Annotated in this window: 20 protein-coding genes; 11 read left to right on the forward strand and 9 right to left on the reverse strand. The window is 34.9% G+C overall.

The window, feature by feature from the left end:
• Positions 1-102 precede the first annotated feature (102 nt).
• The 3 genes from ACNQGB_RS01865 to ACNQGB_RS01875 all read left to right on the forward strand — a co-directional run bounded on the left by ACNQGB_RS01865 (position 103) and on the right by ACNQGB_RS01875 (position 2,174).
• On the forward strand, positions 103-774 hold the full coding sequence (locus ACNQGB_RS01865; protein WP_417945413.1) for a DUF4271 domain-containing protein: 672 nt from the start codon (positions 103-105) through the stop codon (positions 772-774).
• A 13-nt stretch (positions 775-787) separates the two neighbouring features.
• On the forward strand, positions 788-1,537 hold the full coding sequence (locus ACNQGB_RS01870; RefSeq protein ID WP_086453847.1) for a uroporphyrinogen-III synthase: 750 nt from the start codon (positions 788-790) through the stop codon (positions 1,535-1,537).
• A gap of 166 nt (positions 1,538-1,703) precedes the next feature.
• Positions 1,704-2,174, forward strand: a complete 471-nt coding sequence (locus tag ACNQGB_RS01875; RefSeq protein ID WP_309756523.1) for an Lrp/AsnC family transcriptional regulator — start codon at positions 1,704-1,706, stop codon at positions 2,172-2,174.
• Positions 2,175-2,263: 89 nt separating this feature from the next.
• On the opposite strand, the gene ACNQGB_RS01880 is transcribed toward ACNQGB_RS01875, so the two are convergent.
• The 5 genes from ACNQGB_RS01880 to ACNQGB_RS01900 form a co-directional block, all read right to left on the reverse strand.
• Complete coding sequence (locus ACNQGB_RS01880; protein ID WP_417945410.1) at positions 2,264-2,959, reverse strand: zinc metallopeptidase; 696 nt, start codon at positions 2,957-2,959, stop codon at positions 2,264-2,266.
• A 137-nt stretch (positions 2,960-3,096) separates the two neighbouring features.
• Positions 3,097-3,693 carry a DUF485 domain-containing protein gene (locus ACNQGB_RS01885; RefSeq protein ID WP_417945409.1) on the reverse strand — a complete coding sequence of 199 codons (597 nt, stop codon included), beginning with the start codon at positions 3,691-3,693 and terminating at the stop codon, positions 3,097-3,099.
• Complete coding sequence (locus tag ACNQGB_RS01890) at positions 3,683-4,153, reverse strand: RNA polymerase sigma factor (protein ID WP_417945407.1); 471 nt, start codon at positions 4,151-4,153, stop codon at positions 3,683-3,685. Before ACNQGB_RS01890 ends, ACNQGB_RS01885 begins: the two co-directional genes overlap by 11 nt.
• A 2-nt stretch (positions 4,154-4,155) precedes the next feature.
• Positions 4,156-5,004, reverse strand: coding sequence for an alpha/beta fold hydrolase (locus ACNQGB_RS01895; RefSeq protein WP_417945405.1), 849 nt, complete (start codon positions 5,002-5,004; stop codon positions 4,156-4,158).
• A 260-nt stretch (positions 5,005-5,264) separates the two neighbouring features.
• Positions 5,265-8,876, reverse strand: coding sequence for a leucine--tRNA ligase (locus tag ACNQGB_RS01900; protein ID WP_417945403.1), 3,612 nt, complete (start codon positions 8,874-8,876; stop codon positions 5,265-5,267).
• Positions 8,877-9,093: 217 nt separating this feature from the next.
• On the opposite strand from ACNQGB_RS01900, the gene ACNQGB_RS01905 reads away from it, so the two are divergent.
• The 4 genes from ACNQGB_RS01905 to truB all read left to right on the forward strand — a co-directional run bounded on the left by ACNQGB_RS01905 (position 9,094) and on the right by truB (position 11,807).
• Entirely contained in the window at positions 9,094-9,969 is an 876-nt protein-coding gene (locus tag ACNQGB_RS01905) for a cell division protein FtsX (protein ID WP_417947697.1), read from the forward strand.
• A 62-nt stretch (positions 9,970-10,031) separates the two neighbouring features.
• Positions 10,032-10,274 carry a DUF3098 domain-containing protein gene (locus tag ACNQGB_RS01910; RefSeq protein WP_417947696.1) on the forward strand — a complete coding sequence of 81 codons (243 nt, stop codon included), beginning with the start codon at positions 10,032-10,034 and terminating at the stop codon, positions 10,272-10,274.
• Positions 10,275-11,096, forward strand: coding sequence for an undecaprenyl-diphosphate phosphatase (locus ACNQGB_RS01915; protein WP_417947695.1), 822 nt, complete (start codon positions 10,275-10,277; stop codon positions 11,094-11,096). It begins immediately after the preceding gene.
• A 6-nt stretch (positions 11,097-11,102) separates the two neighbouring features.
• Positions 11,103-11,807, forward strand: a complete 705-nt coding sequence (gene truB / locus ACNQGB_RS01920) for a tRNA pseudouridine(55) synthase TruB (RefSeq protein WP_472777053.1) — start codon at positions 11,103-11,105, stop codon at positions 11,805-11,807.
• 748 nt (positions 11,808-12,555) lie between these two features.
• Here truB and ACNQGB_RS01925 read toward each other — a convergent pair.
• Complete coding sequence (locus tag ACNQGB_RS01925; RefSeq protein ID WP_417946985.1) at positions 12,556-13,161, reverse strand: thioredoxin family protein; 606 nt, start codon at positions 13,159-13,161, stop codon at positions 12,556-12,558.
• Between the two features lie 105 nt (positions 13,162-13,266).
• Between ACNQGB_RS01925 and ACNQGB_RS01930 the strand changes: the two genes are divergently transcribed.
• From ACNQGB_RS01930 to frr, 3 genes are all read left to right on the forward strand, one after another.
• Positions 13,267-14,046 carry a patatin-like phospholipase family protein gene (locus ACNQGB_RS01930; protein WP_417946986.1) on the forward strand — a complete coding sequence of 260 codons (780 nt, stop codon included), beginning with the start codon at positions 13,267-13,269 and terminating at the stop codon, positions 14,044-14,046.
• A gap of 67 nt (positions 14,047-14,113) precedes the next feature.
• Positions 14,114-14,821 carry a UMP kinase gene (gene pyrH, locus ACNQGB_RS01935; RefSeq protein ID WP_417946987.1) on the forward strand — a complete coding sequence of 236 codons (708 nt, stop codon included), beginning with the start codon at positions 14,114-14,116 and terminating at the stop codon, positions 14,819-14,821.
• Between the two features lie 55 nt (positions 14,822-14,876).
• Positions 14,877-15,440 (forward strand): ribosome recycling factor, encoded by a 564-nt coding sequence (frr, locus tag ACNQGB_RS01940; RefSeq protein WP_417946988.1) that lies wholly within the window; start codon positions 14,877-14,879, stop codon positions 15,438-15,440.
• Between the two features lie 165 nt (positions 15,441-15,605).
• On the opposite strand, the gene ACNQGB_RS01945 is transcribed toward frr, so the two are convergent.
• The 3 genes from ACNQGB_RS01945 to ACNQGB_RS01955 all read right to left on the reverse strand — a co-directional run bounded on the left by ACNQGB_RS01945 (position 15,606) and on the right by ACNQGB_RS01955 (position 18,690).
• A complete protein-coding gene (locus ACNQGB_RS01945; RefSeq protein WP_417946989.1) occupies positions 15,606-15,911 on the reverse strand; it encodes a YbjQ family protein in 306 nt (101 codons plus the stop codon).
• A 177-nt stretch (positions 15,912-16,088) separates the two neighbouring features.
• The gene (locus ACNQGB_RS01950; protein ID WP_417946991.1) at positions 16,089-16,418 is read right to left on the reverse strand and encodes a DMT family transporter; all 330 of its coding nucleotides are present in this window, start codon (positions 16,416-16,418) and stop codon (positions 16,089-16,091) included.
• A 1-nt stretch (position 16,419) separates the two neighbouring features.
• On the reverse strand, positions 16,420-18,690 hold the full coding sequence (locus tag ACNQGB_RS01955) for a cation:proton antiporter (protein ID WP_417946992.1): 2,271 nt from the start codon (positions 18,688-18,690) through the stop codon (positions 16,420-16,422).
• A 198-nt stretch (positions 18,691-18,888) separates the two neighbouring features.
• On the opposite strand from ACNQGB_RS01955, the gene ACNQGB_RS01960 reads away from it, so the two are divergent.
• The gene (locus tag ACNQGB_RS01960) at positions 18,889-21,306 is read left to right on the forward strand and encodes an efflux RND transporter permease subunit (RefSeq protein ID WP_417946994.1); all 2,418 of its coding nucleotides are present in this window, start codon (positions 18,889-18,891) and stop codon (positions 21,304-21,306) included.
• Positions 21,307-21,345: the final 39 nt, after the last annotated feature.

The raw sequence follows: 21,345 nt of genomic DNA on the forward strand, positions 1-21,345 counted from the left end.
TTTTGACTAATTTCAACGCAAAAGTAAACTTTTTATGCCATTTGTTCCTTAATAAAATTATAATAAAAAGAATGATATAAAAATTACTAATTTTGTTGCGTTATGATCGAAAATCTACTTCTACCAAGAATAACGGAGAACAAAGACTGGGCAACTGTGCTTTTTGTTCTGGCGTTTGCTATAATCGCTATCACTAAATCGGTTTTCGAAAACAGATTTGGAGACTTTGCCAATTTAATTTTTTCGAACAAATACAACAAGGTTTACCGTGACAGTAGCCACCTAAGAAGTAGTTTTACCATTGCTTTATTTTTTGTTCAAGTCATTTCATTTGCTTTCTTCATTCAGATTTCGCTCAGCTATTTTGGTTATGCTTCGAAGACCGATTGGGTCCTCTATATTCAAATAGTTACTTTTTTAACTTTTTTTATATTAGCTAAACATTTAATTGAAAAAATAATTGCCACATCGTTTCAAATTGAAGAATTTTTAGAACAATTCAGTCTTCAAAAAGTGACATACCGAACTTATATTGGGTTATTCATGCTTCCTTTGAATATTATTTTGTTTTATTACGACTCATTTTCAATAAATATTCCTTTGGCGATGATTGCTATAGTTATAATATTCAATGTGTTAACCTATTTGATTTCAATTAAAAATTATCAAAATATAATATTCGGTAAGTTGTTTTATTTTATTTTATATCTTTGCGCTCTTGAAATAGCACCCTATTATTTTATGTATTATTGGTTTACCAAAGGGACTGCTTAGAAATAGTTAAAATATGAAAGTGAAAACAATTTTGGTGTCACAGCCCGAGCCTAAAGTGGAAAATTCCCCTTACTTTGAACTTCAACAAAAGCATAAAGTAAAAATTGATTTCAGACCTTTTATTCACGTAGAAGGAGTTAATGCCAAAGAGATCCGACTTCAAAAAATTGATCTTAATCATTACACCGCAATAATTTTAACGAGTAAAAATGCTGTTGATCATTTTTTTAGAGTAGCCGATGAAATGCGGTACAAGGTACCTGAAGGCTTAAAATATTTTTGTCAATCCGAAGCTATTGCTTTTTACTTACAAAAATATGTTGTGTACAGAAAACGTAAAATCTACGTTGGTCCAAAAGATTTTGCCGATTTATCTCCGCTAATTAAAAAATACAAAGACGAAAAATTTCTATTACCCGCTTCGGATCAATTAAATGCCGATGCACCAATCACACTAAACGCATTAAAAGTAGACTGGACTCCTGCCGTTTTTTACAAAACCGTTATGAGTGATTTATCTGATCTAGCCGATGTTTATTATGATGTTTTGGCTTTCTTTAGTCCAACTGGAATAAAATCGTTGTTTATGAATTTTCCAGACTTTGAACAAAACAACACACGAATCGCTGTTTTTGGTAGCACCACACAAAAAGAAGCACTAGATCATGGTTTAAGAGTTGACATTCTTGCTCCAACACCAGCAACACCATCTATGACAATGGCTTTAGAAAAATATATTACCGAGGCTAATAAAGGAAAATAATTTTTTACACTATACACATAAAAGCCATTCGTAATCGAATGGCTTTTTTTATGTCCAAACATCATCTAGTGCATTTCTTTAATTAACATTGCTCCTACTACTTATTGTTGTAAATTTGATTTTCAATTCAAACTAAATTCCATATTTTAGTTTACAATAATAACTTATGAAAATAAATTCCTTAATCGTAGAAATTGACGGTATTGACAAAGAAATTTTACGCGACTTGATGGAAGATGCCCGAAAACCTATTCTTCAGATCGCCAATAAAATAGGAATTTCGGGAGCGGCAATTCATCAGCGTTTGCGAAAACTAGAACAATCGGGTGTTATTTCAGGATCAAAATTCACGGTAAACAATAAAGTACTTGGTTACAATACAATGGCCTTTGTTGGCGTATATTTAGACAAAGCAGCTAGAAATGCCGAAGCAGTTCGTGATCTAAAAAAAATTCCTGAAGTTTTAGAATGCCATTACACCACCGGAAACTGGTCGATTCTAATCAAAATTATTTGTCGCGACAACGAACATTTAATGCACTTACTCAACACTAAAATTCAAGCGATTGAAGGCGTATCTAGAACAGAAACTTTCATTTCCTTAGACCAACAAATTGACCGACAGATTCAACTTTGAGAAAAGCGAAAAGTAAAATTTAAAAAAAATCCAAACTCCATTAAAAACGGAATTTGAATTTGATAAGTAATTATATAAAAGTTAGAGAATTAGTCTCTTCTTCCTCCCATATAAATTGAAATGTAATAAAGTAACGTTGCAATTGATCCTAAAGCTGCTACAACATACGTTCTGGCAGCCCATTTTAGAGAATCTTTGGCTCCAGCTTGTTCTTGAGGCGTAAGCATTCTTTTGTTTTCTAACCAAGCCAAAGCCCTATTACTAGCATCATATTCGACTGGTAAAGTCACAATCGAAAACAAAGTAGTAGCTGCAAAAATGATAATCCCAATCAATAACAATTGCGGAAAAGTATTTAACAGTAGAATTCCGCCAAGCAAAATCCACTGCATATAACTAGATGCCACATTTACGACAGGAACTAATTTCGAACGCATCGTAAGCCATTGATAGCCAACTGCATGTTGTACGGCGTGACCACATTCGTGAGCTGCAACAGCAGCAGCTGCGGCATTTCGTTGGTTATAAACCGCCTCACTTAAGTTTACGGTTTTATCTGATGGATTGTAATGATCCGTTAATCTTCCTGGAGTTGAAATCACTCTTACATCACGAATGCCGTTATCCGCAAGCATCTTTTCGGCAATTTCAGCACCTGACATGCCATTCTGCAAATGCAACTTTGAATAGTGTTCAAATTTGCTTTTTAATCTTGAGCTAACTAACCAACTTGCTAGCATAATACCGCCCATTAATATCATTGATGGTAAACTGAATCCTAACATATCTTGTTATTTTAATTTTTTATAAAGTTATAAAACTAACAACAAAATTTGAACCAATTTTTAAAAATGTCAATGTGGCATTTGTTAAATAAAAAATCTATCAAGATATGGCAACAAATTAATTTTCCACAGTGAAGCTACGCCTCTATCTCTAATTGATCATTAATTCTTTGAAATTTATCAATCAAATTATCTATTTTCAAATTTTCCTTAACTATTTGTCTGGGACGTAAGTAAAAACAAACAAATCCACCCCAAAATAATGTAATTGTATAAGCAAAAATCCCCCAGAACATGGTCATCATAGATGTGTATTCATACATATATAAATACAATCCTAATCCTAGAACTATAAAATAGTAACTCAACATTTTCGACTGTAAGAACTTTTGCTTTGTTTTAATTGCTATTAATTTTTGCAAATATGCAGCATTACTATCTGTATTGTCCAATTCTTTGTACGCATCAAACAATCTATTATAAACAAATAAGTAGATAGCCATTATGGCGACGTTCAAAACAATTCCTATTTTGGTTGAAAGAAATTGCGGTTGGTAGTAATACCAAATTAAAAGTATTAAAACGCAAGTTGCAATCAACATGGCATTTGTAAGTATTAATCTTCGCAAACTAGTTTTTTTGAAATGTTTAAGTTTAGCAAGCAATTCTTCTATATTTGGCGGACTTACAGCCTGCTGTTTCCATAAATTTTTGAAGTCTATATTATTCTCCATTTTCTTTAAATTTGTGTGTCAGTTTTTCTTTAATTCTATGAATTTTTACTCTGATATTGGCTTCAGAAAGCCCGACAATCTTGGATATTTCTGCCTGCTTTACCTCTTCGAGTTCGAGAGAGATAATAATACGGTCGGTTTCCGGAAGTTCGGCAATGCATTTGTACAAAAACTGAATTTGTGGTTCCAATGACTTGTGCTTTTCCTCGGTAATGTTCACAGGAAGTTCTGCTTTTGAAAACCGATTTTCTTTTTCGATCTGCCTCAGACAATTATTCGATGCTATTCGGAAAATCCAAGTCCCAATGCTGGATTCATTTCTAAATGTTTCCTGTTTTTGCCAAACAATAATAAATGTTTCCTGAGCAAGGTCCTGCGCAAGGTCATAATCATTTACATAACCCATACACAAACGAAATATCTTTTGCCAATAGATTTTATATACTTCTTCAAACTCCATTTTTATGATTTTATAAAGTTATTCAGCTGAGCCAAATACCATACTGCATCATCATACATAATAAAGTGTAGGCCTTTGTTTGAATACTGAAAACTTGCAGTTTTCAAGTTTTTATACTGCGCTTCAATAGGTTCTTTGAAATTAGAAAAACCAAATTCTAATACTATCAATGAAGGACATTTTATAGTCGCAATTTTCTCTCTCAAATCAGTATTGGAAAAATCACAATACATTTGACTAAACGTATTTCTGTCAGATTTCATACTCCAGCTTATTGCTTCCTCTTGCTTGGAAGGATTAGCCATCAGCATTGCCATATTTCTTTTTTGCATTTGGTGAAACTCATCTTCAGACATAGCTCCTATCTGATTGAGCATTGGACTGCAGTCGTTATTTTCTTGTGATTTAAAAGAAGGATCTCTCAAAGCGGCCAAACAAGGAAGTGCATCGACAACAACAATTTTATCTATCAGCTCTGGATAATCAGATGCTATTGCAAGTGCAAGTCCGCCACCCATGCTATGACCCACTATAATTGGTTTTTCAATTTTATAGGCTTTTATATAATTGACAATCTCTGTTTCCCAATTTGTAAATGAAGCATTCGGCTGTGGTTTAACTCCCGCAAAACCTGCCATAGTAAATGTATAACAAGTAAAATCTTTTTCAAAATTAGATTTTGTTTCATTCCAGACGTCTCCAGAACTGGCACAACCAGGCAGGAAGATTATAGCTTGTTTTCCTTTTCCTGTTTTTATAACTTCAAACGGATACGATTTTGTCTGCCCAAATACATTTAAACATAATGCTGAAAATAATAGTGCGGTAACTACGAAGATATACTTTTTCATTTTTAATAGTTTTAAGTTGATAATTAATCGGATCCGCCCTTTGGATACGAGAACTATTAAAATGTTACAACAGAAATAAAAATTTTAATAAAAAAATTAATTGACTGAATTCAATGGCAATAACAATTTCAATAGCAATAGCAATAAAAAATTCCAAACTCCAAATAACATATTGTCATTAGAGTTTGGAATTTTTTACTTATTCTTCTATTCATTATTTTCATTGACATTGTCATTGCCATTGAAATTGATTCCTTTTACTATCCCACTAAGTTAATTATTTTCCCCGGAACGATAATCACCTTGTTTGGTGTTTTACCGTCTAGTTGTTTGATTGTTCTTTCGTCTTTCATGACAATTTCCTCGATTTGTGCTGCGGTTAAATCCAAAGGTAAAACCATGGTAAAACGCATTTTCCCGTTGAATGAAACTGGATATTCTTTATCACTTTCTACCAAATGTTTTGGATCAAAAACTGGGAAAGGCACCGTTGCAATAGAACCTGTATTCCCTAACAAAGACCATAATTCCTCAGCGATATGTGGTGCATACGGCGAAATCACAATTGCCAATGGTTCTAAGATGGCACGAGAATGACAGTTTTGAGTAGACAATTCATTCACACAAATCATAAACTGTGAAACCGAAGTGTTGAAAGAGAATCCTTCAATATCCTCAGCTACTTTCTTGATGGTTTTGTGTAATGATTTTAAGTTGTCTTTCGTTGGTGCGTCATCGGTAACAATCAAACCATTTTCATCAAAATACAAACGCCATAATTTTTTCAAGAAACCAAAAACTCCCGAAATTCCTGCCGTGTTCCAAGGTTTCGCTTGTTCCAATGGCCCTAAGAACATTTCATACAAACGTAAGGTATCGGCTCCGTACTCGTTACAAATAGCATCTGGAGTAACTACATTGTATTTGGATTTCGACATTTTTTCAACCTCGCGACCAACGATATATTTTCCGTTTTCGTCTAAGATAAATTCGGCATCAGCATAATCTTCTCTCCAACTTTTGAATCTTTCAATATCTAGCTCATCAGATGAATTAACCATCGAAACATCAGCGTGTAATTTGTCAAAAGAATCTTCGTATAGTCTAATAGAATCAACATTCGATTTTAAGCTCTTAAATATATTTTTACTTAACCCATCAAAAATATTGTTGTCAATTTTATAATGATTATAGTAAAATCCATCTGGTTTAACATCTACAGACACTTGGTCTCTATCATCAATATTTGCGAAAAACTTACTTATTTCTTTTATATAAAAATATGAAATATAAATATTCTTAACATTTCCAATTACATCCAAACTACTTTGCCCCGTAACACTAGTAACTGCAAGTCTATACACAAACGCACTCGTTCCCAAAATCATCCCTTGATTGATCAATTTTTTGAACGGTTCTTCAGTTGGTGCAAAACCTTTATCTTTTAGGAATTTGTTCCAAAAACGAGAGTACAACAAGTGGCCGGTTGCATGTTCGCTTCCGCCAATGTATAAATCGACACTTTCCCAATAGGCTAGCGCTTCTTGGCTTGCAAATTCGGTTTCGTTGTGCGCATCCATATAACGCATCCAGTAATATGAACTTCCCGCCCAACCTGGCATGGTGTTCAATTCAAGAGGAAAAATAGTTTCCTCCCCCAACCCCTCCGAAGGAGGGGAGAGAAGCTCGTTTGAAACCACTTTATTATTTACACTGTCCCAAGCCCAAACTGCAGCGTTTCCTAAAGGCGGTAGACCGTCTTCGGTTGGTAAATATTTCTCTACTTCGGGTAAAATGATAGGTAAATGTTGCGCATCAATCATTTGCGGCAAGCCATTCACATAATACACCGGGAAAGGCTCTCCCCAATAACGCTGGCGAGAGAAAACTGCATCACGCAAACGGTAATTGATTTTCCCTTTTCCTTGGTTTATTTTTTCTAGTTCCTCAATTACTTTTTGAGTTCCTTTTTTATAATCTAAACCATTTAAAAAATCAGAATCTACTAATTGAAATCCTTCTTTGGCTGTAAAAGCGCTTTCCTCCCCCAACCCCTCCAAAGGAGGGGAGCCTGATTCTGGTTTATTTACTTCCAAAGTCCCTCCTTTGGAGGGGTTGGGGAGGAAGATATTTTTGATAGCTGGCATTCCGTTTTGCCCTTTAAAGAAATTCGCAAAAGCATAATCTCTTTCGTCGCCACAAGGAACCGCCATAACCGCACCTGTTCCGTAGCCTGCCAAAACATAATCTCCAATCCAAACTGGAATTGGTTCTTTCGTAAACGGATGTTCTGCAAAAGCTCCTGTAAATACTCCCGAAATTGTTTTTACATCGGCCATACGTTCTCGCTCAGAACGTTTTGAGGTTTTTTCGATATAGGCATCCACTTCTGCTTTTTGTTCCGCAGTGGTGATTTGAGAAACCAATTCGTGTTCCGGAGCCAAGGTCATAAACGTAACTCCAAAAATAGTATCGGGTCTCGTTGTGAAAATCCCCACCCCAACCCTCCCCGAAGGTGAGGGAGTTGAGCCCTGATTAATTGTGCCTAAAGTTTTCCTACTATTTAATTCTGTTTTAATTTTTGATAAAACAGAATCAATATCATTTTTTACTTCTTCATTCGTAAATCGGATAACTTTAAAAAGATATTTTTGTTCTAGTTCTAAAGTTCTTGCGTTGTCAAGTTCAATTTGTTCAGGTGTATTGTGATAATCTCCATCAACTTCAACAACTAATCTACTTTCTAAGCAAACAAAATCGACAATATAATTTCCAATTAAATGTTGTCTTCTAAATTTTCCATCTAATTTTTTATTTCGAACAGCATCCCACAACATCGTTTCAGCAAATGTTGGTTCTTTTCGCATTTCCTTGGCATTTGCCAATAGGTTTTTTGCGTTTTGAAAATCACCTGTCATATAACCCGGCTCAACTCCCACTCCTTTGGAGGGGGCTGGGGGGAGGATATAAAATGTAATTGATGCCCCTACACTTTTCCCAATCCAGTTTCTTTGACTTTCTTTTATACTTTCGCTCCAGTCGATATCATTTAAACCTTGCAACAAGCGTTCCGCATAAGCCGAAATGCGCATGCTCCATTGGGTCATTTTCTTGCGAACTACTGTAAATCCGCCACGTTCTGAAACTCCGTTGACAATTTCATCATTGGCCAAAACCGTTCCTAATCCCGGACACCAGTTTACTTCTGTCTCCGCTAAATACGTCAATCGGTATTGCAAGAGGATTTTCTCCTGAGTATCTTTTGCGAAAGCGTTCCATTCATTGGCAGTAAAAGAATCTATATTTTCATCGCAAACTGCATTCACAGTTGCATTACCTTCTTTTTCAAATAAGGCAATTAGGGTTGAAATATCCTCTGCTTTATCGCTATTTTTATTGTACCAAGAATTGAATAATTGGATAAAAATCCATTGTGTGTGCTTGTAATAATCAGGATTTGAAGTACGGACTTCACGACTCCAATCAAAAGAGAATCCTATTTTATCCAACTGTTTACGGTACCCTGCAATTTGGTTTCCTTCTTTGTCCACTCCACCGTCAATATTTACCGATGTTGTATCTTCAGGACGCTGACCGGTTTGAATGGCGTATTGCTCTGCAGGCAACCCAAAACTGTCGTAACCCATAGGGTGCAATACATTAAACCCTTGGTGTCTTTTGTACCTAGCAAACACATCAGAGGCAATATACCCTAGCGGATGCCCTACGTGTAAACCCGCTCCAGATGGATAAGGAAACATGTCTAGTACGTAATATTTAGGCTTATCAGCGTTGTTTTCGGCTTTGAACGTTTGGTTTTCTTGCCAGTATTTTTGCCATTTGGCATCAATTTCATTTGGATTGTATTTCATTCTATTTTGTATCGTTTTATGTCGTCATGTTATCGCATGCTCCAGTCCTATTATTGGTTTAGCGGAACTGACAAAATCAGTTGCTTTAATTTTTTCCTAAAAGGATTATTTTACGGTGCCAAATTTACGTTTATTGTACGAAAGTTAAAACTTTGAGCGTTATTAACTTTAAATAAAGAAATTCTTTATTATTTTTACCCAATAATTTCAGTAAACTATGAGTTCTTCCTTTGATAATTTTCAAAAACGCCGTTTAATTTCCTCTTATTTTTCAGTAGTATTAAGTGTATTTTTAGTTTTATTTCTACTAGGAATATTGGGACTTTTTATCATTAATTCTAAAAAATTGGCTAACGATTTTAAAGAGAATATTGCCATGACTGTTTTTTTTAAAAATGAAGCGAATGACAGTATTATGAAAAATTTTGGCACAGAACTTAAATCAAGCTCTTTTGTGAAAAACTACAAGTACGTTACTAAAGAAGCTGCTGCCAAGGAACATACCGATATTATAGGTGAAGATTTCATGACATTTCTGGGAGAAAATCCACTGCAAAACTCGTATGACATTCACTTAAAAGGAGATTATGTAATTAAAGATAGTATTACAAAAATTGAAACTGGGTTGCGTAAAAACACCATGATCTCAGATATTGTGTATGACAAACAATTGGTTAATCTAGTCAACGACAACATCAAAAAAGTAAGTATGTGGATTTTAATAATCAGCGGTTTTCTTGCTGTGATTGCCGTATTACTTATCAATAGTTCATTGCGATTATCGATTCATTCCAACCGATTCATCATAAAAACGATGCAAATGGTAGGAGCTACTAAATCTTTTATTAGAAAACCTTTCGTGATGCGCAGCATAAAACTAGGGATGATTGGGGCAGGACTGGCTGTTTTAGCGTTAATTGGTGTATTGATTTATGTGGAAACCAGCTTTCCAAATTTGGGAATATTAGAAGACAAAGCTTTGATAGGATTAGTGTTAGTAGCGGTTTTAGGAATTGGAATATTGATTACTTGGTTAAGTACCTACTTTGCTACACAACGTTTCTTGAACTTAAGAACAGACGATCTTTATTAATCTAAGATTAAAAAAAAAAGTATCATTCAGCATTTTAAAATTTTGAACTAAATTCAGCATATATGAAAGACAACGAACAAAAACCCGAATTCCTTTTTGACAAAATAAATTATAAAATTCTTTTAATTGGGATTGGAGTAATTACCTTGGGATTTATCCTCATGGCTGGCGGAGGAAGTGAAGATCCGACTGTTTTTAATGAAGATATCTTTAACTTTCGCAGAATTCGATTGGCGCCAACAACTGTTTTAATCGGGTTTGGCATTACCGTTTATGCCATTCTTAAGAATCCCAAAAAAGGATAAATGAACACATTACAAGCCTTTTTAATTGCTATAATCGAAGGATTAACAGAATACCTTCCTGTTTCCTCCACGGCACACATGGTTTTTTTAAGCTCTTATTTTGGAATTCAAGAGGACGATTTTGTGAAACTGTTTCAAGTTTCTATCCAATTTGGAGCCATATTGGCCGTAGTTGCTCTGTATTGGAAGAAATTTTTCGATTTCTCTACAAAAAATGTTGCGATTACTTTTTACATCAAACTGATTTGTGCTGTCATTCCTGCTCTCGTTTTAGGGAAATTATTCGACGATAAAATTGAAGCCGTTCTTGGCAATCCTATTCCTATTGCAATAGTATTAATCTTGGGCGGAATTGTTTTGTTATTTATTGATAATTACTTTCAAAATCCAACCGTCAGCAAAGAAGAAGATATCACGGTTAAAAAAGCAGTAATCATTGGTTTTTGGCAATGTTTGGCCATGATGCCAGGAACAAGTCGTTCAGCAGCTTCTATTATAGGTGGCATGCAGCAAGGATTAACCCGTCATGCTGCGGCGGAATTCTCTTTCTTTTTAGCGGTTCCTACCATGATGGCTGTTACTTGTTATTCCGTATTCCTGAAAACCTACGAAAGATCTCAACTTAAAGGTTACGAATTAATTTTAAAATCTAATGAAAACATTAAATTGTTCATGATAGGGAACGTAGTTGCTTTTATTGTTGCCATTATAGCTATAAAATTCTTTATCGAAATTATTAAAAAATACGGTTTCAAACCATGGGGCTGGTACCGCATAATAGTGGGGACTTTTTTGTTGATCTACTTTATATATTTAAAATAATCTCTATTGAAAACAGCTGATGAGTACCTAGAAGGTCAAATTTTATTAATTGACAAACCTTTGCATTTTACTTCTTTTCAAGCGGTAAACAAGCTTAAATATGCTTTGATAAACAAAGTAGGTTTGCCAAAAAAATTTAAGATTGGCCACGCAGGAACGTTAGATCCATTGGCAACAGGATTATTATTAGTATGCACCGGAAAATTTACCAAAAGAATTACAGAGCTTCAAGGTCAAGCCAAAGAGTATACGGGAACTTTCTATATAGGAGCTACGACACCTTCGTATGATTTAGAAACCGAAATCGATCAGACTTTCCCCGTTGCACATATCAACGAAGCCTTAATCCAGGAGACTGTGAAACAATTTTTAGGCGAAATAGATCAAGTACCTCCTATTTTTTCGGCGATTAAGAAAGATGGCGTTCGCTTGTATGAGCATGCTAGAGCCGGAGAAAGCGTTGAAATTGCGAGCAGAAAAACAACGATTCACGAATTTGAGATTAATCGAATAGCACTTCCTGAAATTGATTTTAGAGTCGTTTGCAGTAAAGGGACTTACATTCGTTCCCTTGCTTTTGATTTTGGTAAAGCCATGCAATCCGGTTCTCATTTAACCGCTTTACGCCGAACCAAAATAGGCGATTATAATGTAATAAATGGTGTGGATGTTCTTGCATTTGAAGAAAGTCTAACCCAAAGTAAAGAATAATTTTAGGTATTGACTAGTAATATTTCTATTGAATGCTTTTTCGCAATTTGAAGTTTCGATACTGCTAAAAGGTAAACTGGAGGCGAATAGCAACGGTTACGTATCTTGTTTCTTTACTGATGGATTGAATGGTAAAGCAGGGCTAAGTCTATATTATAAAAGCTCACTGTTCTAGGAATTCATACTGAATAAACTGGGGATGTATAGTAAATTTAATGATACATTTTCTAATGTACGATCTGCCATCAAAAAATAATAGCTCAATATATTTTTTATTTGATTGCTGTAAAAGCAAAAACACATGACGAATTCAATTGTAAAATGAATTTGCGATGTGTTTTCTCTAATGTTAAAGTAATTTTACTCCATGCTCTTATACATTAATGAGCATTTGCCCGCAATTTAATAATGAGCGAACGGCTTTCCTCCAAATAAGAATCGTGACAGATAGTCATAAATCTTTTCAAATCGATTTTTCATAGTGATGTTTTTTAAGTTGTTAAACAATAATGAAACACCAATAAAAAAAGCAAATTAACAATAGACTTGGTTGGCAATCAGAAAGTTACAAATATTTTTTAATATAACATTAAAAATAATGAAAAAATATGTTTTGGCTAAAAACTCTAATAAAATCAATACTTCAGCATCAATACTTTTCGATATTTTGTTCCGTAAATGCGCAATTGCCACTCTGTTTTAAACCATTTTAAGCCTCAATATAGCGTCGTCTTGGATATTTTTTATACTATTTATCCAAACTAAGCATCAAGTTAATCAACTCACCCTGAGTACTTAATCCCTTATTGTGCAAATACCATAATTGCAAATTAGCTTTTGCAGTTTCATCAATGGTGCCAAACTCATTTTTATAATCTGTGATTAAATCGGTAGCACCTTTGGGTCTTGGTCCCCATTTTCCAAGAACACCTCCCGTTGCTTTATCGACCACAATAACTATTGGAATTGATTTCTTTTTATTCGTTAAAAACAATTTCATCAACTCCTCATTTTCATCCCGCAGAACAATTTTTAACTCTATTTTGCCAGAATCAACAGCCATTTTGTTTATAATCGGTAAGAGTTGCGCAGCATCGCCACACCATCCCTCAGAGATAACTAACCAAATATATTCTCCTCTTAAATTCTTTAGTTGCTGGATGTTTTCATCCGTAATTATCATTGTTTTATCAAGACGATTCATTCGGGTATCATTCAACTCACTGTAATGGGTTAAGTCATCTGATTGTTCGCTACCTGTTGATTTTCCTTCAAGCAACAAATCGGAAACTAATTTTCTATATTCTAGATAGGAGTGACTATTAAACAAGGCTTTAGCTACTGGAGTTTTCATAATGAATTATTCTTTTAAACAAAGTTACCATAAAAATAACGTGGTAATCGAAGGGATGACGCTTTCAATTCAGCAAAAAGAGTAATTTTATAACAAATAATAAAAATGGATTTAAAAACAAAATCGATAGGGTTAGTACTTTCAGGCGGGGGATCGAAAGGCATAGCCCATGCCGGAGTGATTAAATTTTTAGAAGAACAAAACATTCGTCCATCTCAAATTGCTGGCACCAGTGCAGGTTCGATTGTAGGAACAATGTATGCTTGGGGGAAAACTCCCGAAGAAATCTTGGAATTTTTCAAATCGATATATCTTTTTCATTGGAAACATTTAACCTTTAAAAAAGCAGGTTTAATAGATTCTGAATCCTTCAAGCCTTATTTTCATACTATTTTTAAAGATGCCACATTAGCTGATTTGAAAATCCCGATTCACATTACTGCAACTGATATGGTGCGAGGAAAATTAAAAATATTTGATAATCAAACAAAAATTATCGATGCTATTTTAGCTTCTTCAGCATTTCCTGGAATATTATCTCCTTATGAAATTAATGGAAAAATATACAGTGACGGTGGAATATTGAATCATTTTCCTACTGATATTCTTCAAGGACAATGTGATACTGTCATAGGCGTTTATGTGAGTCCGATTCAAAAAATTGAAGCCAAAGATTTAAGCTCCATTAAAGCAGTAACTACCCGAGCTTTTGATATTCTTTCGGCAAATTCAAACGTACAAAAATTTAATATTTGCGACTGGGTTATTGAACCAAAAGATTTGTGCTTATACAGTACCTTCGAGACTAATAAAACAAAGATGAATGCCGTTTTTAATATTGGCTATGAAGCCGCAAAAAAATCGTTCGAAAAACTAAGTTTATAAAATTTATGCAACAGTATTTTAGAAAAAAAGAAAATTCTATATTTGCACGAATCAACGCAACACACACATGAAATATAAAAGAATTCTTCTAAAATTAAGTGGAGAGGCTTTAATGGGCGACTTACAATACGGAATCGATCCAAAACGACTTGCCGAATATGCTGACGAAATAAAGCAAATCCATGATAAAGGAGTAGAAATAGCCATTGTTATAGGTGGTGGAAATATTTTTAGAGGAGTTGCCGGAGCTAGTTCAGGAATGGATCGCGTGCAAGGCGATTATATGGGAATGTTAGCAACCGTTATCAACGGAATGGCATTACAAGGTTCATTAGAAGAAAAGGGAATGAAAACGCGTTTGCAAACGGCCTTGAAAATGGAATCTATCGCAGAACCATACATCAAGAGAAGAGCCGATCGTCATCTTGAAAAAGGCAGAATTGTGATTTTTGGAGCCGGAACCGGAAATCCTTATTTTACAACAGACACCGCCGCTGTATTGCGTGGAATAGAAATTAATGCAGATGTTATTTTAAAAGGAACGCGCGTAGATGGTGTGTATGATTGTGATCCAGAAAAAAATGAATCGGCAGTGAAATTCGATTTTATTTCTTTTGAAGATGTACTCAAAAAAGGTTTAAATGTAATGGACACCACAGCGTTTACATTGAGCCAAGAAAACAAATTACCGATCGTAGTTTTTGATATGAATAAAATAGGAAACTTGCTGAAAATTTGTGAAGGAGAAAATATAGGAACAGTAGTAAATATATAATAGAATGGTTAGACTGTTTGACAGTTTAATATCTGATAATACAAAGATCTAAATTATGACTGAAGAAATTGAATTTATATTAGATAGTACTAAAGAATCCATGACGGGTTCTATTGCGCATTTAGAAAAAGAATTTTTAAATATTCGTGCCGGAAAAGCATCACCGGCAATGCTTGGAAGCGTTTTTGTAGATTATTATGGATCTGCAACACCACTTTCGCAAGTATCAAAAATTAGCGTTCCCGATGCCAGAACAATTACGTTACAGCCTTTTGAGAAAAACATGCTACATGTAATTGAAAAAGCGATTATGGTCGCCAATATTGGTTTTAACCCGATGAATAATGGCGATGTAATTATCATTAGTGTTCCTGCTTTGACAGAAGAACGTCGTCGCGACCTTGCCAAACAAGCCAAAGTAGAAGCTGAAGATGCTAAAGTAGGTATCAGAAATGCAAGGAAAGATGCCAATACAGAAATTAAAAAACTTGAAAAAGACGGAACATCCGAGGATATTTGCAAAACTGCCGAAGATGAAGTGCAAAACTTAACCAACGCTTTCATCCGTAAAATAGACGAACTTTTGGTGGTGAAAGAAGCCGAAATCATGAAGGTATAAAACTACTTCAACGCATATCTGAAACCCGTCCCGTTATTGTAATTGGACGGGTTTTTTATGGTTGAATGTAATTAAAAACTAGTATTACAATGACTAATCTCTGATTAATAAAATAAAAATAGAACTGAAACCAGCAACTCTCGTAAAAAAATAATTTGCTTTTAATTACCGTTTTACAATGCTAACTGCAGTTCCAGTTATCATTACTGCAATTAATCCTTCACTACTTTTAAGCTCTACATCTACTTGGATTCCGACAACTGCATTAGCGTTCAACTTTGTTGCGTTTTCTTTTAAATTAGTAAAAGCCTGCTCTTTAATCTCTAAGATGCTTTCACTAATTCCTGCGTAGTATTTTTGCATGTTAAATGTCAATCCCATTTTTTGCATATTTACAGCAGTTCCAGAAACTATTCCGTTGTACTCAAGGATTTTATAATCTTCGATAGTGTTGGTTGTGGTTAAAATCATGATTTTATTAGTATTATTTATTTATTGGTTATAAAACGAAGCATGGCACAAATGGACATTCATGCAGTCCAAATCATCAAAACATAAAAGCTACTACTAAATTAAAACAATACACTAAGGCGACTGTGAATCTTTAGCTTATAGCCTTTTTTTAAAACCTTCTGATTTCCTATCTCGCTACTGACTCGACACGAATTTCAATCCAATAATAGAACTGATTAAGGTGGTGATAAAAAACAGTCTCCAAAAATCAGCTGGTTCTTTGAATACAAAAATTCCAACTAGCACAGTTCCCACTGCGCCAATTCCGGTCCAAACTGCATAAGCGGTTCCTATGGGCAAGGTTTGTGTCGCTTTGTACAGCAAAAACATACTGATTGTCAAACACACTAAAAAACCTGCTAACCACAAGCTTGCTGTCATACCAGTACTCTCTTTGGCTTTGCCTAAACAGGTAGCAAAACCTATTTCAAAAAGACCTCCAATAATCAACAAAATCCAGTTCATACTACTGTTTTAATATTAATACAGATGGAACACCACTCAGCCAAATACTTCTAGAATCTACTAATACTTTCCAACTTTCGAGACTAATCAACATTAAATCTTGTTGCGCTAAGAATTCTTTTTTGATGATTTTATCAGTGATTAAACTGATATTATTCGGGTATTTTTGTTCCAAAGAATCGATAGCACTTTTCATTACAAAATTGGTATCGACATGCCTATTGACATCCAAAATAACGATTTTTGAATTATTGTTGTAGACTAATTTCTGAATATAATCAATTACAAAAGAGTCTTCAGGACTGAAAATTGGAATAAAAACATGCTTGACTTGCTGCAAATCTTTGTCGATTAAAATCCCGATTGGCATTTTGGTTTTAGAAATAATTTGTCTGGTTCTTTCATCAAAAGGAGAATTCTCAAACAAGCCCTCTTTACCCGTAAACTTATCGATTAAACGATCTGGATTGATGATGCGGGTTGTAAAACCAATTACTTTCCCTAGAATGGTACCTTCAAAAATTGATTTTCCTAAACCTACTAATAGCAAATCATAATCGCCTTGATTGGCTACATCTGCAATTTCAGTTTCAATATCCATTGTGGCTTTAAAAATAGTCGTTATATCCTGTTCTAGCAGCTGTGATTCTTCTACAATAGGATAAAAACTGTTTTTTTCTTTGTCTTCTAAATTAAAGGTATGCACCTCATCACTCAAGGACAAGTGCATTACGGTAATACTTGAGGTGTTTTTTTGCTTTTTAATAAAACTATGGGCCAATCGCAGCAGAGATTTTCCTTTTTCGTTATTTCCAAACGAAATTAAAATGCGGTATTTATTTGCATTTGATGCTTCCAAAATTTCAACACCGTCTTTTGTTTTGAAAATATAATTAATTAAATCCAATGCAGGACCAGTCATAAAAGTGGTTACTAACGCCATAATGACCATCATGGTAAACACCTCTGGAGTTAACACTTTGAGTTCTAAACCAATGTTTAGTACGATCAATTCCATTAAACCTCTCGTGTTCATCAAAGCGCCAATTGTTAAACTATCGCGCCAGCTTTGACCCACAAATCGTGCGGCCAGAGCACTTCCTAAAAATTTCCCTACTACAGCAACCAAAATAATAAAACCAGTGACTTTCCATAGGTACGGATCGTTAATAAGACCAATTTCTGTTTTTAAACCGGTAAATACAAAAAACAGAGGCAGTAAAAGTATCAAAGCCACATCCTCTACTTTTTCTATAAATATCGTTCTGAATTTTGGAACATCGGGCATAATTGCTCCAGCCATAAAAGCTCCAAACAACGCGTGAATTCCAATCACCTCTGTAGCATAAGAGGACATAATGAGCACCAAAAAAAAGATGGCAACAACTGGTTTTACGATGCTGTCTTTTGATCCATATAAATCTCCAATCCTTTTTAGAAATGGTTTTACAATATAAATCATCGCTGCAACGTACAGAATAGCAAGCATGATTATATACAACGAGCTCACAAATGTCCCCGCTTTTACAATGGCAATTACCACTGCCAGAATACACCAAGCCGTAATATCATCTGCGGCAGCGCAAGTAATTACTATTGCTCCTAATTTTGTTTTATGAATGCCACGTTCCTGCACAATTCTTGCCAAAACTGGAAAAGCAGTTATGCTCAAAGCAATTCCCATGAACAAACTGAAAGACAAGAACTTAACTCCCTCTGGGGCAAACTGATTGTACACATAATACGCCAGTCCTATTCCCAGTGCAAAAGGAATGACTATACTTGCATGGCTAATCACAACGGCTTCGTTCGCTTTATTTTTCAGAACTTTTAAATCAAGTTCCATTCCTATAACAAACATAAAAAGGATTAACCCGATCTGACTCAAAAATTTCAAATTTCCCAAGGATGCTGCAGGAAACAAAGCTCCCGAAAATTCTGGAAAATAGAGACCCAATAAGGAAGGACCAAGTACAATACCAGCGATTATTTCGCCAATTACTGAGGGCTGACCAATTTTTTTGAAAATCCAACCAAATACGCGAGCAACAAGAATAATAGTAATTATTTGTGCTAAAAGTATGGCTAACGGATCTTGAAAATTGTGTTGCATGGAGGTTATAAAATCGCCCCAAGACCCTTTCCCACTTTCAGGCGTTACTATTATTTCGCTCGCCTCTAACTTTTTCCCCTTGGTGATAATCCAGTACATTAAAGCAGTAAAACCACCCGTAATCAATAAGTAAAATACTGTATTTTTATACTTTTTCATATTTATTATAGTCTATTCGATCCCTTTTCTAATCTAACAAAGATGCAGATTCCAAATGTATAATTTATATACCACAAAATTATTTAATTGTAAAATAAAAAACTCCAGCAAATACCACTGTTACACAACAAAAACTTAAACTGAAAATCGGTGATTTATAGCGGTTTTAATTACCTTTACCACCGATAAATAGGAAATATGATCAAGTGGTTTAGTTTAGGATTTTGGGAGTTAATAGCCCGAGTTGTCCTTAGAAATAGGATTTTAATGTTGTCCATAATTATTGCGATAACAGCTCTTTTAGCCTTGCAATGGAAAAATATCCATTTTACTTTTACAGAAGCTAATTTATTACCTGAGGATAATAGTGTCAATATTGAGTATAATGCCTTTTTGAATAAATTTGGTGAAGAAGGAAATTTAGTTATTATTGGGGTAAAAGACAACGCCATTTTTACTCCAGAAGCCTTCGCCTCATGGAGCAAGCTAATGAACTCAATCAAAGCAGATCCTGCTGTTGATCTAATTGTGTCGCTTAATGATTTAAAGAAATTACAAAAAAACGACTCGCTTGAAACCTTTGAATTGGTTCCGTTCGTAGACCAAATCAAAACCGTTAACAAAGCGTATCTCCAAAAAATAAGAAAAGAACTTTTTAATGACCTGCCTTTTTACGAAGGATTGCTTTTTAATAAAAAATCAGGAAGCATTCGTTCTGCGGTTTACATGGACAAGGAAATTGTCAATACTGCTGCACGTAAGGATTTCATTTTAGACAAACTCGTTCCAGCGGTTGAAACATTCGAAAAAGAAACCGGAATCGACCTGCGTGTTTCCGGAATGCCTTACATTCGAACACTAAATGCAAAAACCATCACAGACGAAATTAGCATCTTTATTGGCGCTTCCCTTCTCGTCACCTCCTTGCTTTTCTTTTTCTTTTTTAGAAGTTTTAGAGCCACTTTAATTTCATTGATTATTGTCATTATTGGTGTCATGTGGTCCTTTGGATTTTTAGGATTACTGAATTATGAAATCACCGTTTTAACCGCTTTAGTACCTTCTTTAATCATTGTTATTGGAATTCCAAATTGTATTTTCTTGACCAATAAATACCATCAGGAATATAAAATTCACCGCAACAAAGCCAAAGCTTTGCAACGCGTTACTACTAAAGTGGGAATGGCAACCTTAATGACGAATTTAACGACAGCTATTGGTTTTGCTACGTTTGTGGCTTCAAACAATCAATTGTTATTAGAATTTGGAGTGGTTACATCCATCAATATCATGGCACTTTTCTTTTTGTGCATTATTGTGATTCCTATTTTTCATAGTTACATTCCAGCACCCAAAGAACGCCATATCGAACACTTGGATCGCGATTATGTAAAGGCTTTTATGGGATGGATTCTGAGAAACATAAAATACAATCGCTTTACCATTTATGTAGTGTCCATTGTACTGCTAGTCATTAGTATCATCGGAATTTATGAAATGCGTATTTCTGGTAGTTTGATAGAAGACATGCCAAAAAAAGAGGCCTTTTTTGAAGACATAGTTTTCTTCGAAAAAGAGTTTGATGGCGTAATGCCACTAGAAATCATGATTGACACCAAGCGCAAAAAAGGAGTTATGAAGTTGTCTACCCTCAGGCGAATGGACGAACTAGAGGAAGCTATTGATGAAATTCCTGAGCTTTCAAAACCGATTTCTATCGTGAATATAGTTAAGTATTCTAAGCAAGCGTACTACAACGGAAAACCAGAATACTACGATTTACCCACTTCACAGGAGCAGTCCTTTATCTTGTCCTACGCAAAAAATGCGGCTAAAAATTCAAAGGACAACTTAATGAAAAGCTATGTGGATTCTACAGGACAATTTGCCCGAATTACAACATTTATGCGTGATGAAAGCGGCGATAAAATTGCCAAAATTGAAGCTGAAATTCGCAAAAAAGCAAATAAACTTTTCCCAACAAATCAGTACAAAGTAACCATTACGGGCAAAGCACTCGTTTTCCAGAAAGGAACAGGATACTTGCTCAACAATTTACTTTCGTCACTAGCTTTTGCCTTTTTACTGACGGCACTTTTAATAGCATTTATGTTCCGTTCGTTCAAAATGGTATTGGTTTCTATCATTCCTAATCTATTACCGTTAATGTTAACCGCCGGAATCATGGGCTTTCTAGATATTCCCTTGAAACCGTCTACGATATTGGTTTTCGGAATTGCATTTGGACTCTCTGTAGATGACACCGTGCGCTTCCTATCGCAATACCGAGAAGAATTAAAGAAAAACAACTGGAAAATACGCAAATCTGTTTATGCAACATTTACAGATGCTGGCTTGAGCATGTTCTATACTTCGATCGTGTTGTTCTTTGGGTTCTCTGTCTTTATGCTGTCTAGTTTTGGAGGAACAATTGCATTGGGTGGATTAATTTCTTTGACCTTACTGTTTGGAATGTTATCAAATTTAATGTTGCTGCCAGCTTTGGTACTCACCTTAAATAAAACATTGGCCAACGAGCAAGATTTCATCGAACCTAAAATAGACATTATTGAGCCAAGCGATGTAGCCATCGATGATTTAGAACTCAGAAAATAATATCAGGAGCTCTTTCCGGCTATGCGTTGCAATCTTCCT

The sequence above is a fragment of the Flavobacterium frigidum genome, from assembly GCF_048286795.2.